Genomic DNA, 14,723 nt, shown 5'->3' with positions numbered 1-14,723 from the left:
TATGCCTGCTCGGTGGCGACGTCAGCCGAGTTCGGGGCGCCGAGACGTGTGATGCCGGGCGCTGAAGGCGGTGGCTATGTCTGCGGGGGGTGGTCCGTGACGGGCGGGTTGGCGGTGTGGTCCTTCGTCGGCGCCGTGGCGGTGTCGCTCGTGCGTTCGGGTCGGGCGTGCAGGAGGGCGATCACGATGAAGCCGGTGACCAGGAAGGTGTCGGCGAGGTTGAAGGTGGGCCACCAGCCGGTGTGCAGGTAGTCGGTGACCCGGCCGTCGAGGGCGCGGTCGACGACGTTCGCGAGGGCGCCGCCGATCACGGCGCCGCCGGCGATCCGTTCGACCCACCCCGCTTGGGGGGCCCGGTGCCACGCGTACACCATGATGGCGACGGCGATGGCGGCGGTGATGGCCACGATCACGCTGACGGGAAGTCGGTCGCCCATGCTGAACGCCACGCCGGAGTTGTACGCCAGCTGGAGCTGGAGCAGCCCGAGATCGACCGAGGAATCGGCCAACCGGACCTCGGAGGCCGCCTTCGCGGCCAGGTCGATCCCGGCGACCGCTACGGCTGCGAGCAAGACCGCCACACGAGCCGTCCGCGCACGCGTCCCGGCCTCACGCAAACCGCGGCTCACCTCGCCGCCGCGTCAGCCGGCACCGCAACGGCCGTAGGCATGGTCGCGGGCGCGGGCGGAAGGGGGCGGACGCGGCCGGCGCGCACGCCGTTGCCGATCACGAAGATCTCGGCGACCTCGTGGACCATCACGACCGCGGCCAGCCCGAGCACGCCGAAGGCAGCGAGCGGGATCAGGATCGCGATCAGTACCAGGGAGAACCCGACGTTCTGCAGCATGATCGACCGTGCCCGGCGGGCGTGGGTCAGGGTGTGCGGCAGGTGGCGCAGGTCTTCGCCCATGAGGGCGACGTCGGCGGTCTCGATGGCCACGTCGCTACCCATGGCGCCCATCGCGATGCCGACGTCGGCGGTGGCCAGGGCAGGGGCGTCGTTGACGCCGTCGCCGACCATCGCGGTCGGACGGTCCTCGCGGAGCCGGCCGATGATGGCCGACTTGTCCTCGGGCCGGAGCTCGGCGTGCACGTCGGTGATGCCGGCCTGGGCGGCTAGGGCGGCGGCGGTGCGTTCGTTGTCGCCGGTGAGCATGGCGACCTGGTAGCCGCCGGCGCGAAGGCGGGCGACCACCTCGGCGGCCTCGGGGCGCAGGTCGTCGCGGACGGCGACGGCGCCGATCACGGCTCCGTCGTACTCGATGAGGACAGCGGTGGCGCCCGCTTCCTGCATGGCGGTGACGGGCCCGGCGAGGTCGCCGGCGGGGATCCAGCCGGGCCGTCCAAGGCGGGCTGGGCGGCCGTCGATGGTTCCGGTGAGGCCGGCACCGGTGACGGCCTCCACGCCGTCAGCGTCGCGGTGTTCAGGAAAGGCGGCCAAGATCGCGCGGGCCAGGGGGTGCTCGCTGCGGGACTCCAGGGCCGCGGCGATGTCGAGGACCTGCTCCCGCGTCTGGCCAGGAGCGGTGGCGACCTCGACCACGGAGGGTTGGTTGCGGGTCAGGGTGCCCGTCTTGTCCAGAGCGACTGCACGGATCCGGCCGAGCGCCTCCAGGGCGGCACCGCCCTTGACCAGGGCACCGATGCGGCTGGCGGCACCGATGGCGGCGACCACGGTGACCGGCACGGAGATCGCCAGCGCACACGGGGAGGCGGCGACCAGGACCACCAGGGCGCGCTCGATCCAGGTCGCCGGGTCACCGAGGAGGCTGCCGACGATCGCGATGACGGCGGCGAGGACCATGACCCCGGGCACCAGGGGTTGGGCGATCCGGTCGGCGAGCCGCTGGGCGTTGCCCTTGCGGGACTGCTCGGCCTCGACGATGGTGACGATGCGGGCCAGGGAGTTGTCCTCGGCGGTGGTGGTGACCTCGAGCTCGAGGACACCGGTGCCGTTGATGGAGCCGGCGTAGACGGTGTCGCCGACCCCGGCCTCGACCGGGACGGACTCGCCGGTGAGGGCGGAGACGTCCAGGGCGGTGCGGCCGGTGCGGATGATCCCGTCGGTAGCGACCCGTTCGCCGGGCCGGACCAGGAGCAGGTCGCCGATGACGAGGTCTGCCGGGGAGACGGTGACCTGGGTCCCGTCACGGAGGATGGTGGCCTCGGCCGGGACCAGGGACAGCAGCGCGCGCAGGCCGCGGCGGGTGCGGGCCACGGCGTACTCCTCCAAGCCCTCGCTGATGGAGTAGAGGAACGCGAGCGCGGCGGCCTCGGCGACCTCGCCGAGGATGACTGCGCCGACGGCGGCGATCGTCATCAGGGTGCCGACGCCGATCTGGCCGTTGATCAGCCGCTTCAAGGTACTGGGCACGAAGGTCCAGGCTCCGAGGGCCAGCGCGATGGCGTATAGGCCAGTTACCACGGACCCCGAGGCGTCGTTGAGGTCGGCAATGAATCCGGCGATCAGGAAGAGTCCGGCGAGGGCCGCGAACCGCAGCTCACTGACCTCCCACAACCGCCCCGGCTCGTGCTCCTCCCCGTCGTCGTTGTGGTTGCGGGGCTCGTCGTGCGCGCAGCAGGCGTCCGTCACGGTGCTACTTCCTCAGTCGTCGCAGGGGCGGTCTCGGTAGAGGCGTCAGTAGGGGTATCGGCGGTAGAGCCGTAGTTCGGGCACAACTCGACGGCCTCGCCGGTCAGGGCGAGGAGCTGCTCGGCCGCACCGATCAGGTCCATCAGCTCGGGGTGGGCGAAGGAGTAGAACATCTGCCTGCCTTCCGGCCGGCCGACAACCAGCCCGCAGTCACGCAGACAGGCCAAATGGCTCGAGACGGTGCCCTGTGCCAATCCGAGCGTCTTGGTCAGCTCCACCACGCGGCGCTCACCGTGGGACAGCTCGCGGACTATCGCCAGCCGAACGCGGTCCGCCAGCCCGTGGAACAACGCCGCGCCGCGCCGCAACGCCGGGTCAGCCTTCACCGTTGTCATCGACATTCGTCAATGATAGCGATTCTTTTCATTGATCCGCCAACCGGTGACGCCGCTCAAGACCAAAGGAGCCCAGCGGCGTCCAGAACACACTCCAACGACAAGCACTTGTCCGGCGATACCGAGTTGGCGGGATGACAGCATGGCCGCCAAACGAGACGACGAGGACGGCCATGGACAACGCCAAGATGATCGAGGGTCTGGGACAGCGAGGTAGGCCGCTTCTGGGTGGCAGAGCAGGAACGCTACGCGCGCATGAACGCGGGGTTCAACCAAGCAGCTCCTGGCCGCCGCCGCGCCCATGGCCGGTGAGCGAGTCCTCGAGGTGGGCTGCGGGTTCGGAACCCTTGCCCTCGAACTGGGACGCGCCACCGGCCCGTCCGGCGCGGTTCTCGGCGTCGACGTCTCAGGACCGATGCTCGAGGTGGCGGCGGCCCGCGCCAGAGACCTCCCCACGTCGCATTTCGTCGGGCCGACGCCCAACATGCCGATCTGAGCCGGCCTGCCTTCGACGCGGTGACCAGTCAGTTTGGGGTCATGTTCTTCGCCGACCACGCGGAAGCGTTCTGCAACGTCGGCACGGCCGTGCGGCCGCCTCGTCTTCACCTGCTGGCAGGACGTGGCGAAGCAACCCCGCCTCATGGTCCCCGTGGCCGCTGCTCTGGAGCGCATCCCGCCGCCGGATTTCGATGAGAACTTCTGGGGCTTGGTGGCGTTCTCGCTCGCGGATCCCGCAACCATCGAGGGAGTGTTGGGCGGGGCCGGGTTCACCGACGTGGGCATTGAACCGGTGATCGCCGCCGAGTATCAGGGAGCGAATGTTGCCGACACGACCTCGTTCATGCGCCAGAGCGACTTCGGGGAGGTGATGTTCGCGTCGGCCGCCCGGCGACGGCCGCGCGGGGATGGGACGCCGTCGCGACAGCACTCGCAGAACACCAAGCACCGGACGGTGTCTACCTGGATGGGGCCGCGTGGCTGGTAACAGCCCGCGCGCCGGCGAGCTGAGACCCGCAAAGTGCAGCACAACGCAGCGAGAGCCAGGGGACGGGGGCCGCACCCAATCGACTGCGCAGAGCCACGCACACGGGTCACTCCGGTGGGACGCTAATTCGTGCTGGGGCACCTCCGATGCCCTCACGGCTCCACCTACACTTCGCGAGTGTCCACTCGAACCCGCGCGCAGTTGTTCCGAATCGTTGCCACGGCCGAAGCCGTCTCGTGGGCTGGTCTGCTGACCGGTATGTACTTCAAGTATCTAACGGACGCAGGGGACGTCGGGGTCCGAATCTTTGGACCCGTCCACGGCGGCATCTTCGTCGCGTACGTGCTGATGACGTTCGTGGCGTCCCGCGCGCTCGGATGGGGTCGGTGGACGACACTGGTGGGACTGGCCTGTTCGGTGCCGCCTTTCGCGACAGCGGCGTTTGAGGTGTGGGCGCATCGCAGTGGCCGGCTTTCGACGCCGGCGACGGGTTGCCCTGACGAGCCGCTCCGCAGCCGAGCGGTTGCCGGCGACCGCGTCTGAGCCACGGTCGCAGGTTTCGCGTTCACCCCTGGCCGAGACCACGAGCAAGCAGCCGCCCGCCAACCCCGTGGTCGAGGCCGTCCGGCGCCCGAAACTGCGACTCGGCGCAGTAGGCGGAGAGCGCATTTACTTGAGCTGGGTGAGCTCAGCATGCATGCCCCTTGCGAACGAGAGGTCGCTGATGGTTCTGAGAACCCGGGATGCAGCTGTTGGGCGACCGGATCGGGGTGGCGGCGATCAGCACCGGCTGGCGGCTGACATACCTCCGCCATATATTCGTCACTTCGTAGGAGCGGCTCCATCGACTCGACGGATCTCGCCTGGCCATGTGCGGCGTCTCGACATCTATTCGCTGAAGGGGAGCCCTGTCGCGGACCTAGAGAATGTGCTTAAGCGAGGGAACACTCAACCTTGAGCGGAATTTAGGAGTTCCATGTCAAGTAGCGAGGGTCGGCTGGTGCGGAGCCGGGCTACTCAGTACTCGAAGCCCATCCAGGCCGCCTCCCTGAGTTACCCGCTGCTGTTGCGAAGTTCCAGCTACGCGTGGTGGAAGCCGGTGGCGGGCGTGGCTCTTATGCTCGTCGGCGTTCTGATCGTGGTGCCCGTCGTGCTGATGCCAGTGCTGGCCGTCGCGGTCACGCTCCAGGGTGGCCGCGGGTCGTTCACCGAGCGCTTCGCCGCCGCGATGCAGGCTGACCAGGTCACGCCGTCCTCGATGCTCTACCTCAACCTGACCTTGGCGTCCCTGACCGTGCTTGCCATGGTCATCGTGCGCCGGGTCCACGGAATGTCCCCGCGCTGGCTGGCCTCGGTGTTGCCAGGGATGCGGTGGAAGTTCTTCTTCGCCTGCCTAGGACTGGGCCTGATCGCGCTAGCCGCCTCCCAAGCTGTACAGGCACTGCTCCCGGGTGACCCGACGGTCAACTCCGGCCAAGCGGAGCTGCCTACGGGTCAACTGCTGGCCACGGCCGTCGTCATCCTTCTCACCACACCGTTGCAGGCACTGGGGGAGGAGTATGGCTTCCGCGGCTACCTCATGCAGGCCTTCGGTTCCCTGTTCTTCTCACGTGCTGCGGCGCTTCTAATCACTTCACTGCTGTTCGCATTCGCGCACGGCGTCCAGAACCTGCCGCTGTTTCTCGACCGGTTCGCGTTCGGTCTCATGGCAGGACTGGCAGTGATCCTGCTCGGCGGACTCGAGGCTGGGATCGCGTTGCACATCTTGAATAACGTTGCCGCTTTCGGAATCGCGATCGCCTATGGCCAAGTCGGCAGTGCACTCAACGTCACGGCCGTGTCGTGGTGGCAGATTCCAGTAACCGTTGTGCAGAACGGGGTATTCTTGCTGCTCGTTCTGTTCGTAGCACGCCGCATAACGCTCTCGAATCGCACTCCATGACTGCCTGGCTAGCAGTAACGCGGCCCGTTGACCGACGGGACGTGCGCACTGGTGCGGCAGCGGGGTCGAGGATCGTCGCGTCGGACGCGGCCTGGACCGACAGGATGCGAGGTCGCCAGCGAACAGCGGAGCCGTGGACTCGCAACGAGCACCGACCCTTGCGCCTACAAGGGCTGAATGTCGCCCATGACCTTCAAGGTGTTCGTCTTCCCGTCGACGACGGAGCGACGGGCCTGGCCAAGTGCGGCCACCAGTGTCGCGGGGCGTCGGGAGCTGACCAACCAGTAGGGGGCCGGATCGTCGGGATCGTCGATCTCGATGCGCACTGCACGAGGAAGGTAGGGCCGCAGCAGGAGGAATGCCCGCGCGTCCGCGAGCGGTCCCGACAGTTCGCGTGCCACAGCCTTGTCAAGAGCCACGACGGGCCCAACGAACCTAATCTCGATCTTTGCTCGTCCGGCTTGCAGCCAGCCGTCGTCCACGACGATCCGAGCGCCGCCATAGGACCGGAGCCCGGTTGCGAGCACGGCGAATAACGCAGTGGTGATTCCCCACGCAGCTAGCTCGGGGATCGCAACGACCATGGCGACCCAGAAACTAGCCACCAGCAGACCGCCCTGGAGCCACCAGCGGAACGGTACGCGGAGCCGCTCCCGGAACGCCGCCATTGTGGTGCTCACAGTGCCAGCTCCTCGCTACGAGCGGCGCACGTCGTACCGCCGCTGCTTCTCCTGCACAGGTTACAAGATGCCCAGTGCTCGGCGCCGAAACGGTTAGCGGCGCCGCTGCAGCGCGGTGATACCGAGGGCGACGCCGAGCCCCGTCAAGAGGGACCCGAGGAGCGACAGGAAGTGCTCTGGGAAGACGAATCGTCGACGTACCCCATTCCTGACAGTGAGCAGGGTGGCGAGCACGATCATCGCGCCGGCCACTACGAGGCGGACGACCCGGCCCATTCTCAGCGGCCCTCAGGAGGTAGTGACGTGGATATGGTCGTAGTGGTTGGCGGTCACCGAGCCTCGATCCTCCATCGCGCGCCAGCCTTCCGAGGCGCCGCTGCACGGACCAGATCCGCCGGGCGTGGATGACGTAGTTGACGTTGAATTCGGAAGAGTACTCACGGAGGAACTCCGCGACCTGCCAGGCGCGGTCGCCGGCCACCATGATGTCCATGGCGATGCCTCGGGCGTGCTCTCATCGCCGCGCAACGTGCCGTACGTGGTGATCTCAGGGAAGTTGGCGCAGACGGCCTGGTGGATCGCCTGGATGTTCGGACTGACGCTGGAGGGGACAGAGGTGCCGTTGGTACACTGACCGCCGAGGCGGGGGCCAGGGTCGGGCTTCTCGTCGCTGAGGTAGCCGGAGGTCACCCAACGAGCCTGCCCGTCCAGGACGATCTCCTGGCGGCCGAGCAACTCGCGTCCGGTGACGGGCACCTTCTTGCCTGAGCCGAAGACCCTGATCTGCCTGGTCCGCTTGTCGGGGCGGGTCCACAGGTTGAGCTCGGTGGTGGTCCACAGCTGGGTGTCGGTGTTCCTAATGGCCGCCGCCACCGTCCGCGGGAGCAGGGCCTTGTCGACCCGACTGAGCTGTGGCTCCGCGGCCTCGAGCACTCCTGCGGGAGTATCGATGGCGGTGCGTCTGCTGCCGCTGCGGGAGACGGCGGGTCTACGGTCGGCGATGTCGCCCGCCGCCGACTCGTTGACCGTCAGGACATCGGCGGATGGTTCGTATTCGGCGACCCCAATCGCCACGGCTGTGCCGGTTGCGAGCAGGGCGAGGGGAGCGGCGATGAGCACGGCCGGAGACTTGCGGCGCGCAATTTCTTGCTTGTGGCGGTGGGTCGCCACGCGGTGAGTCCTTACTGTCGATGCCAGATTGATGTGTCGACCGAGTCGGTCGTTGCCCGTCGATGCGACGGGACGGCGCTCTGTCACACTGCGAGATGAGTGCACATCGCGGTTGATCCGGATGCGAGGAGAGGTGCAGATGTGAGTGCGGTGTAACGCGCCCTGCGGTCCACGAACGGGCCGCTGGGCGCGCCCGCGCGTTGTGGTGTCCGAACTACGAGCGAACACCTTCGATGATGAGCAGGAGGCTCAAGATCGCGAGTAGGGCGGCGCCGTACTTGATGGCGCTCGCGAAGCTGCCTGGCGAGGATGGCGCCAACGACGATGGCGAGGGCGTGGGCGGCGTCCATTCCGACCGTGGATCCGATCCACGTGCCGAGCCATCCTTTATGGGTGGCGAGGGTGATGGTGGCCCGCATGGTTTTTGTCGCCGAGCTCGGCGAGGAAGAAGGCGGTGCCGCGGCGAGGAGCCCATGCCGGTGCTGGTCCGAGCCTTGGCCGCCTCGTCTTCGGTGAGTTCGTCGCCGCGCAGGGTCCATAGTTCGAAGCCAGGAAGGCGATACCGGCCACGATGGAGATGTTGGCTTGGTACTCCTCGAACGAGGTGCTGATCCAATCCCGCGCACTACCCGTAAGGGGGTAGCGGCGTGAGACCTTCCGGACAGGTCCGCGGCCCTGCCGAACCGCCCCGGGCGCAGGAGCTCAGGTGATCTCGACTCTTGTCTGGCCCGTGCTCGCAGCGAACGCGATGTCGCCGGCGTAGTCCACGGTGACGGGATAGCTGCCGGGGCGCATTCGGCGGTGGACTCCGAAACGCGCATCGGCGCGACCGTTGTCGATCTTGACGGTCTTGCTCCGGTCGCCAACGCGGACGGTGACCTCGCCGGTTGGGCTCGGGCGTACGTCGGCTGGCGCGGCGAAGATGGCGGTCACGCGCACGGAGCGGTTCCGTGAACTCGTCGTGAGAGCGATTGCCGGTTCGGCCGTGGCCGGCCCGACGGACGGTGTGGTTTGGACGGTGGGGGCCAAGCCGTCGCGGGTGAGGGTCACTCGGCAGGAGAGTTCGTGCCCGACGTCCCAGGGACGAACCTGGTAGGCCTGATCGCGAGCGCCGCGGATGGGTCGAGCGCCTCGCCGCCATCGATAGGTCACGGTGGCGTCCGCAGGTCGAAAAGTTCCCGGGTCGACGCGCAACCTGTCTCCCAAGCGCACGACGAGGGGGGCCCCTGCCGCGGCAGGAGCCTCCTTGCTGGTGCTGACTCCCACGATCGTCGCTGGCGCTTCAATGACGATCATCGTTTGCCGGGTGGAGTCGATCAGGCGGGCTGCTCTGCGCCGGATTCCTGGGAGCGCGCCGTACAGGTGCCGTCCGGGGCAAGCGGTGTCGTTGGTGTCGCGGTGCCCGTCGATGACGGGAAGCTTCACCCGGCGCCTCGCGGCGAACTTGTCGCTGCCTTCGGACGTGACGCGGATGTGGCCGCGTGGGTTCCGCTCGAAGGGATCGAGCCGCCACGCTGCGATCGCGGCGATGGTCTCGAGCATGGGCTTGGTGGGGCGAGCGGCGTCGTAGTTCCCGATGGCGGATATGCCGGTTGACTGGGCATTGAAGCCGAGAGTGTGAGCGCCGCGCACGAGCTTGGCGGGTCCGCCAGCCCGTCCGACGAAGGCCCGACCGAATCGATCGACGAGGAAGTTGTAGCCGATGTCGGACCAACCCAGGCTCTGGGTGTGGTAGGCGTACATGCCCCGGATGAGAGCGGGGACGTCGTCACGGTCATAGTTGTTGGAGTTCACCGTGTGATGAACATGGACCTGCTTGATTGTGTGGTTGTAGGTGGGCCGACCGTCGCGGAGCGACTCGTCGGCGCCCCACTTCGGGCGTGTGATGAGCTTCGGCCGCGGTACCCGGTCCTCTTCGGCGCGCTCCGTGGTGGGCCGGGATGAGATCTCGGTGACGAGCCGGTCGCTGGGGCGCGCCTTGGGGTCGAGCAGCACCAGAGCAAGTCCGTCGGGACGTTGACCCTCGACGCGGATCTGGATGCCGTCGGCGCGACCGATCCACATCAGGTCGGTCCCCGCGAGCGGGGCGGCCTCCTCGGCGTCGGGGATGTCGTGCATGGGCGGGACTGGGGTCCAGTCTCCCCAGGTGCCGGATTCGCGGGATCTGATCCAAGTGGCGGGTGAGGTTGCGCCAGCGGGCCACGTCAGCGCGACCATCGAGTGCGCAGAGGTTGGGAGCTTCTGGGATTCCCACCGGTTGGGGCGCACGCGAGGAGCGACATCGTCGCCGACGGGGACCGTCAGCGACGCCACATCGCTACCGGCATCGGCGGAAAGAACGAGCGCCCCGGACTCGGGGCTTGGTTGGTCTTCGGCTGGATGGATGGTGACACGGGCGGCGGCACCGACGGTCGCCAAAGCCGCCCCGCCGACCGCGAACCGAAGCAGCGGCCGTCGACCCGTGGTGCCTCCGCGGACAGGAGAGTCTTCTTCGGTCACAACAGTCACTCTAGTTTCTTGCTACGATGATGGGTAGTAGATGGGCTGCGTGGCGAGGTCGCGCGTCTAGGTATCGGTCTCGCGAGCGAAGCAGACTGCATCGGTACCGCGCGGCCGCCAACGGCCCGCCCAGGCGTGAAAGAGCGGCGGGCACGGGCGAAGCCATCGGCGTGCGATACGCCGTCGTGGCTCGCAATGCAGAGCCCGCCGTCGGCTGGCACGACGCGGATGGCCGCGGACGTAGCGACGAGCTGTTCGTCGGACGAAGGCGGCGCCGCGAGGTGGTGCCGTCCGAAAGTGGTTCCGCAGGCGACAGGGGTGTTACGAACTCAGTGAGGTAGATGGCCATGACGACGACTATGCGGGATGAGCAGGCTTCCGGAAATCGACATGGGGTCGCCGACGACCTAGCGGACGCTCGTCAGCGAGCCACGCTGTCCGGATTGAGTATGCGCCAGTGGCCAGTGGGCACCCGACGTCCCACGCGACCCGATCCCGAGTGCCGGACTGGCTCGCTTCCTGCGGCTAGCCGCCCGCCCCGCGCCAGCGAAGGCCTCATACCCGCTGATCGGATCTGCGAGCTCCCGGACACCGGCGGCCACCACTTGGCGTCGGCCACAGCGCGCGCATGGTGGGCACGGGACCAGCGGTTCCACCAACGGTTCCCAGGAACCGCTCTGCATCACCGACTCCTACCGAACCTCGCGCAGCACAAGTCCTGCGCGCGGCCAAGCCCGAACTGGCGGCGACGCCAGGCACGAGCAGCCACGGTTGGGCGACCGCGCTCGACCGGTGTGGTGGGGTGGAGTCCGTCGACACCGATGAGCATCGATGGCTCAAGGGCAACGGCGCAGCGCTGGGCTGAGTGAACCCGTCGTGGGCCCAGCGGTACGGCTCAAAGCCAGAGCCATGGCACTGGGAGTTCGTCCGCCGGTGATCGGGCTGAGTCGTGCCCCACGGAGACTCCCGAGCAGACCGTAAGTCCCCGCGGACCTGAACGGGTTGACACCGCGGGCACGGTGCGCGGGCTGATCTTCCTGCAGGTGCGTGTTGGCACGGGGAGCGCCCGCTGGGTGCCACGGCCGCTTAGTAGCGTCGCCGCTGCAGCGCGGTGATGGCTAGGGCTACGCCAAGCCCGGCCAGGAGGGACCCGAGGATGGACCAAGAACCGCTCTCTGAGACCGAGTCACCGATGTATCCCATCCCAGACAACGCGAGCAGCTGCCGAGCTCGAGCATCACCCCGGCCACCATGAGACGGACGAGCTGGCCCACTCTCACCAGCCCTTAGTAGGTCGTGACGTGGACATGGTCATAGTGGTTGGCGGTCACCGACCCGCGATCCTCCATCGCTCGCCAGCCCTCCGCGGAGCGACCGACAGACCAGATCCGCTGAGCATGGATGAGGTAGTTGACGCCGAACTCGGAGGAGTACTCGCGGAGAAACTCCGCGACCTGCCAGCCGCGGTCGCCCGCGACCATGATGTCCATGGCGATGCCCTGGGCGTGCTCGCCATCGGGTCGCAACGTGCCGTAGGTGACGATCTCAGGAAAGTTGGCGCAGACGGACTGGTGGATGGCCTGGATGTTCGGGCTGACGCTGGAGGGCACCGAGGTGCCGTTCGTGCACTGACCGCCGCTGCTTGGGCCGAGGTCGGGCTTCTCGTCGCTGAGGTAGCCGACGGTCACCCAACGAGCCTCACCCGCTAGCACGATCTCTTGGCGGCCGAGCATCGCTCGTCCGGTGACCGCCACCTTCTTGCCTGAGTCGAGGACCCCGACCTGCCTGGCGCGGTCGTCGGGCCGGGTCCACAGGTTGAGCTCAGTGGTGGTCCACAGTTGGGTGTCGGCCTTTCTGATCGCCGCCGCCACCGTCTGCGGCAGCAGCGCCCTGTCCGCTCGAGTCGCCTGCGGCTTGGCGGTCCGCTCAAGCGTTCGTGCGCGAAGCTCGGGGGCGCTGCGGCTGCCGCCGCGCGAGACGGCGGGCCCGCGGTCGGCGATGTCGCCCACCGTCGATCCGTCGACCGCCACAACATCGGCGGATGGTTTGGAACCGGCAACTCCGATGGAGACGGCCGCGCCCGTTGCCACTAGAGCAAAGGAGGCTGTGATGAGCATGGGGCGAGGCTCGCGTCGAACGGGCTCCCGCTTGTGGCGGTGTGTCGCCACGCACTGGTCCTTCCTGCCGCTGCTAGGACGGTGTTGGTGTCCGGCCAGGAGCGCCAACACGAGCGGTCATCTAAGCACAGCCGAGACTCGGATTCTCGTCCGGCCTTAGGTCTACCGCGGAACACGTGTCTTCTCCAGCGCTGCGCATCGGGGGTGGGCATCGAGGTCCGGCGCCATCCGGGCACTGCGGTCTGTCGTCGGAGCCGTCGCGAGCATGGCGACCTGCGTCCAAGTCTTGTGCAAGCGCATGGGTCTCGATTCAGGCACCGGAGCGCGGCTACAGGCCGAACAACAGATACAGGCCGGAAAACGTGTAGAGCGTCATCGCCAAGAGCAGGGGCAGTTGCCCTGAGAACTGCCGCCGAAGTGGCAGGATCTGCAGCGACCTGTCGTGCGCGGCCACCACGCCGAGCACATGGCCGACCACGATGGCCATGACCTTGATCAGAGCCAGCAGCGAAGGGTTCAGGGACAGCCAGTAGTTCACCTCCCAGTCCGCGGTGCCGAACAAGTTGTCGCCCCGGCCGAGGGGATCGCTGAGCTGGAGCAGGGTCTGCTGACCGTACTCGTCAAAGAACGACAGGTAGTGGGCGATCATGTAGCCGACGATGATCGGCACGATCGAGTGCGCCAGTGCCGCTGGATGACTCCAGCGGGGCAAGCGGTCGTCGCCGGCGAACGCGGTCGTTGCGATCGTGAAGGTGACTCCGACGACGAGGCGCGCCGCTACCAGCAGACCGGTGTTGATGGTCGTGATCGACGACTCGGTCTCCTGGGAGTACTGCACCCAGAACGTCGAGGATCGGAAGCTGTCGAACGCCGTGGACCCGAGCAGGACGGACACCACGGCCACGAGCCCGGCCTCTGGCCGGATGCCCGCGAGGTTGCGCAGCGGCGCACGCATCGCAAGCCCGCCGTCAACGGATCTACCCCAGATGGATAGCCGACGAGCGTCGAGTACACCTCGAACGGGTCTGCGCGCTCGAGCCAGCGAGAGCCGAACACGGCGCCGCCGAGCAATATCGCCGCGGAGTACATGGCGAACCACGGCCGCACCGGTCCCAGGTAGACCCGCCCGGGTACACCAGCTCCATCCAGACGAACGCCAGCAGACCGAGCGCAGCCGGCCAGTAGCCGAGCCGGGGCGGGTATGGCAGCATCCCCTTCCCGGGATCACCTCCCGTGAGCCGCGTCAGGACCAGATGCGTGGTGCGCGCCCGGCTGACGGCCTTGAACCAAGGACCGAACAGCAGCGAGGCGGGGACAATGCCCACCCACAGCCAGACGTAGACGATGCCGAAGGTCGGGTTCGTCGCGAGATCTCTGCCCGCCACCGCCGCCCAGACGACGAAGCCGAGTACCAGCAGCCCGGCGAGCCTCAGCGTCCATCCGAACGCCCGATGTCCTACGACCGTGGCCACGAGCCAGGGAGCCGGCGTACCGGCCATGGTGTCGTTGTAACGGGGCGATCGCCAAGCGTAGAGCAGGACGATGAAGGAGACGGCGAGGGCCGCGGTGCCTCCGGCCCCGGCCAGGGAGGCCGGGATGGGGAGGTCGCTGCTTGCGCCAAGTCCGTGGGCGAGGTTCACCCGGTCACTCGCACCCGGGCCACGACAGCGGACGTGTCGTGCTCCTCGATCTCGACGGCCCCGGGGGTCTCCACCACGAGCTCGTGCGTCGATACTCCCTTGCCGAAGTCGACGAACTGCTCCGGCTTGGAATGGACGTGCAGTTGGCCGGGTCGGTCCGAGGAGATCCAGACGGTGAGCGGTTCCCCGGCGGGAACCTCGATCGCCTCGGCGTTCGGCCCGACGTCGTCTCCGGAGATGGTAACGCGAAGAACCGGACCCTGCTCCGGCTCCGAGGTCGGCTCGGGCGCCCGCCCCGGTCGTTGCTGGTGCGGAACTGACATCCGCCGGCGCGTGCGGGTCGCCCGACCCCGCGTCTCCGCGGGCCTCCCGGACGAACACGCGCCCAACATAGCCGCGGAGACCAGCATGGCCGCCACGATGCTGGCGCGAAGCCATCCCGCACCTCGAAGCGGTGGCCTGAGCGCTGTCGTATGGCTTGCACCATGCAATCTTCAGTGTCTCCTGCTTGGTCATGAGCGATGTTCGACCTGGAAATCTACTATCCAACTTCGTACATGCGTCTCCTCGATTCGGTAGATCGCTCCGACGCACTCGCTTACCGTCGCCCGAGTCGAGCCCTCCCACACCACCGCACGGGACTCGACCGATCGAGCAGCTCGGCGCCGTCGCGGAAGTGTGATGATCGTTCTCCCTGTCGCT

General features: G+C 67.8%; 15 protein-coding genes. 4 read left to right on the top strand and 11 right to left on the bottom strand.

Annotation, left to right across the window (positions count from 1 at the left end; all coding sequences use genetic code 11):
- Positions 1-74: 74 nt before the first annotated feature.
- Genes lspA through PD653B2_RS09950 form a run of 3 tightly spaced genes read right to left on the bottom strand, consistent with a single transcriptional unit; the run spans position 75 to position 2,994 of the window.
- Positions 75-581 carry a signal peptidase II gene (gene lspA, locus PD653B2_RS09960; RefSeq protein ID WP_242665228.1) on the bottom strand — a complete coding sequence of 169 codons (507 nt, stop codon included), beginning with the start codon at positions 579-581 and terminating at the stop codon, positions 75-77.
- Between the two features lie 44 nt (positions 582-625).
- Positions 626-2,593 (bottom strand): heavy metal translocating P-type ATPase, encoded by a 1,968-nt coding sequence (locus PD653B2_RS09955; protein WP_085872221.1) that lies wholly within the window; start codon positions 2,591-2,593, stop codon positions 626-628.
- Entirely contained in the window at positions 2,590-2,994 is a 405-nt protein-coding gene (locus PD653B2_RS09950) for an ArsR/SmtB family transcription factor (RefSeq protein ID WP_085872220.1), read from the bottom strand. The genes PD653B2_RS09955 and PD653B2_RS09950 overlap by 4 nt, the downstream gene beginning before the upstream one ends.
- A 295-nt stretch (positions 2,995-3,289) precedes the next feature.
- Between PD653B2_RS09950 and PD653B2_RS26035 the strand changes: the two genes are divergently transcribed.
- The 4 genes from PD653B2_RS26035 to PD653B2_RS09930 all read left to right on the top strand — a co-directional run bounded on the left by PD653B2_RS26035 (position 3,290) and on the right by PD653B2_RS09930 (position 5,915).
- Entirely contained in the window at positions 3,290-3,484 is a 195-nt protein-coding gene (locus PD653B2_RS26035; RefSeq protein WP_085872219.1) for a methyltransferase domain-containing protein, read from the top strand.
- Positions 3,485-3,637: 153 nt separating this feature from the next.
- The gene (locus PD653B2_RS09940; RefSeq protein WP_133059062.1) at positions 3,638-3,973 is read left to right on the top strand and encodes a hypothetical protein; all 336 of its coding nucleotides are present in this window, start codon (positions 3,638-3,640) and stop codon (positions 3,971-3,973) included.
- 177 nt (positions 3,974-4,150) lie between these two features.
- Positions 4,151-4,516, top strand: a complete 366-nt coding sequence (locus PD653B2_RS09935) for a DUF3817 domain-containing protein (protein WP_085872217.1) — start codon at positions 4,151-4,153, stop codon at positions 4,514-4,516.
- Positions 4,517-4,949: 433 nt separating this feature from the next.
- Entirely contained in the window at positions 4,950-5,915 is a 966-nt protein-coding gene (locus tag PD653B2_RS09930) for a CPBP family intramembrane glutamic endopeptidase (RefSeq protein WP_085872216.1), read from the top strand.
- A gap of 164 nt (positions 5,916-6,079) precedes the next feature.
- On the opposite strand, the gene PD653B2_RS09925 is transcribed toward PD653B2_RS09930, so the two are convergent.
- The 8 genes from PD653B2_RS09925 to PD653B2_RS09890 all read right to left on the bottom strand — a co-directional run bounded on the left by PD653B2_RS09925 (position 6,080) and on the right by PD653B2_RS09890 (position 14,344).
- The gene (locus PD653B2_RS09925) at positions 6,080-6,595 is read right to left on the bottom strand and encodes a DUF3093 domain-containing protein (protein ID WP_242665227.1); all 516 of its coding nucleotides are present in this window, start codon (positions 6,593-6,595) and stop codon (positions 6,080-6,082) included.
- Between the two features lie 288 nt (positions 6,596-6,883).
- Complete coding sequence (locus tag PD653B2_RS09915; protein ID WP_085872213.1) at positions 6,884-7,765, bottom strand: hypothetical protein; 882 nt, start codon at positions 7,763-7,765, stop codon at positions 6,884-6,886.
- An 83-nt stretch (positions 7,766-7,848) separates the two neighbouring features.
- On the bottom strand, positions 7,849-8,184 hold the full coding sequence (locus PD653B2_RS25625; RefSeq protein WP_242665226.1) for a TMEM165/GDT1 family protein: 336 nt from the start codon (positions 8,182-8,184) through the stop codon (positions 7,849-7,851).
- A gap of 283 nt (positions 8,185-8,467) precedes the next feature.
- Positions 8,468-9,883, bottom strand: coding sequence for an N-acetylmuramoyl-L-alanine amidase (locus PD653B2_RS09905; protein ID WP_165763413.1), 1,416 nt, complete (start codon positions 9,881-9,883; stop codon positions 8,468-8,470).
- Positions 9,884-11,550: 1,667 nt separating this feature from the next.
- The gene (locus PD653B2_RS09900; protein ID WP_133059064.1) at positions 11,551-12,381 is read right to left on the bottom strand and encodes a hypothetical protein; all 831 of its coding nucleotides are present in this window, start codon (positions 12,379-12,381) and stop codon (positions 11,551-11,553) included.
- A gap of 328 nt (positions 12,382-12,709) precedes the next feature.
- Entirely contained in the window at positions 12,710-13,336 is a 627-nt protein-coding gene (locus PD653B2_RS25620) for a hypothetical protein (RefSeq protein WP_242665225.1), read from the bottom strand.
- A 22-nt stretch (positions 13,337-13,358) separates the two neighbouring features.
- A complete protein-coding gene (locus tag PD653B2_RS25615; RefSeq protein ID WP_242665224.1) occupies positions 13,359-14,021 on the bottom strand; it encodes a hypothetical protein in 663 nt (220 codons plus the stop codon).
- On the bottom strand, positions 14,018-14,344 hold the full coding sequence (locus PD653B2_RS09890) for a hypothetical protein (RefSeq protein WP_133059065.1): 327 nt from the start codon (positions 14,342-14,344) through the stop codon (positions 14,018-14,020). Before PD653B2_RS09890 ends, PD653B2_RS25615 begins: the two co-directional genes overlap by 4 nt.
- Between the last annotated feature and the right edge of the window lie 379 nt (positions 14,345-14,723).

Origin of the sequence: Nocardioides sp. PD653-B2, assembly GCF_002117935.1 — a bacterium.
In the GTDB taxonomy this organism is placed as follows: domain Bacteria; phylum Actinomycetota; class Actinomycetes; order Propionibacteriales; family Nocardioidaceae; genus Nocardioides.
This window is presented reverse-complemented; position numbering and strand designations above follow the sequence as displayed.

Coding starts and splice junctions, on each gene's coding strand:
- PD653B2_RS09950 (WP_085872220.1), bottom strand. CDS start 2,994: ATGTCGATGACAACGGTGAAGGCTGACCCGGCGTTGCGGCGCGGCGCG.
- PD653B2_RS26035 (WP_085872219.1), top strand. CDS start 3,290: ATGGCCGGTGAGCGAGTCCTCGAGGTGGGCTGCGGGTTCGGAACCCTT.
- PD653B2_RS09930 (WP_085872216.1), top strand. CDS start 4,950: ATGTCAAGTAGCGAGGGTCGGCTGGTGCGGAGCCGGGCTACTCAGTAC.
- PD653B2_RS25625 (WP_242665226.1), bottom strand. CDS start 8,184: ATGCGGGCCACCATCACCCTCGCCACCCATAAAGGATGGCTCGGCACG.
- PD653B2_RS09905 (WP_165763413.1), bottom strand. CDS start 9,883: ATGCACGACATCCCCGACGCCGAGGAGGCCGCCCCGCTCGCGGGGACC.
- PD653B2_RS09900 (WP_133059064.1), bottom strand. CDS start 12,381: ATGCTCATCACAGCCTCCTTTGCTCTAGTGGCAACGGGCGCGGCCGTC.
- PD653B2_RS25620 (WP_242665225.1), bottom strand. CDS start 13,336: ATGCGTGCGCCGCTGCGCAACCTCGCGGGCATCCGGCCAGAGGCCGGG.
- PD653B2_RS09890 (WP_133059065.1), bottom strand. CDS start 14,344: ATGTCAGTTCCGCACCAGCAACGACCGGGGCGGGCGCCCGAGCCGACC.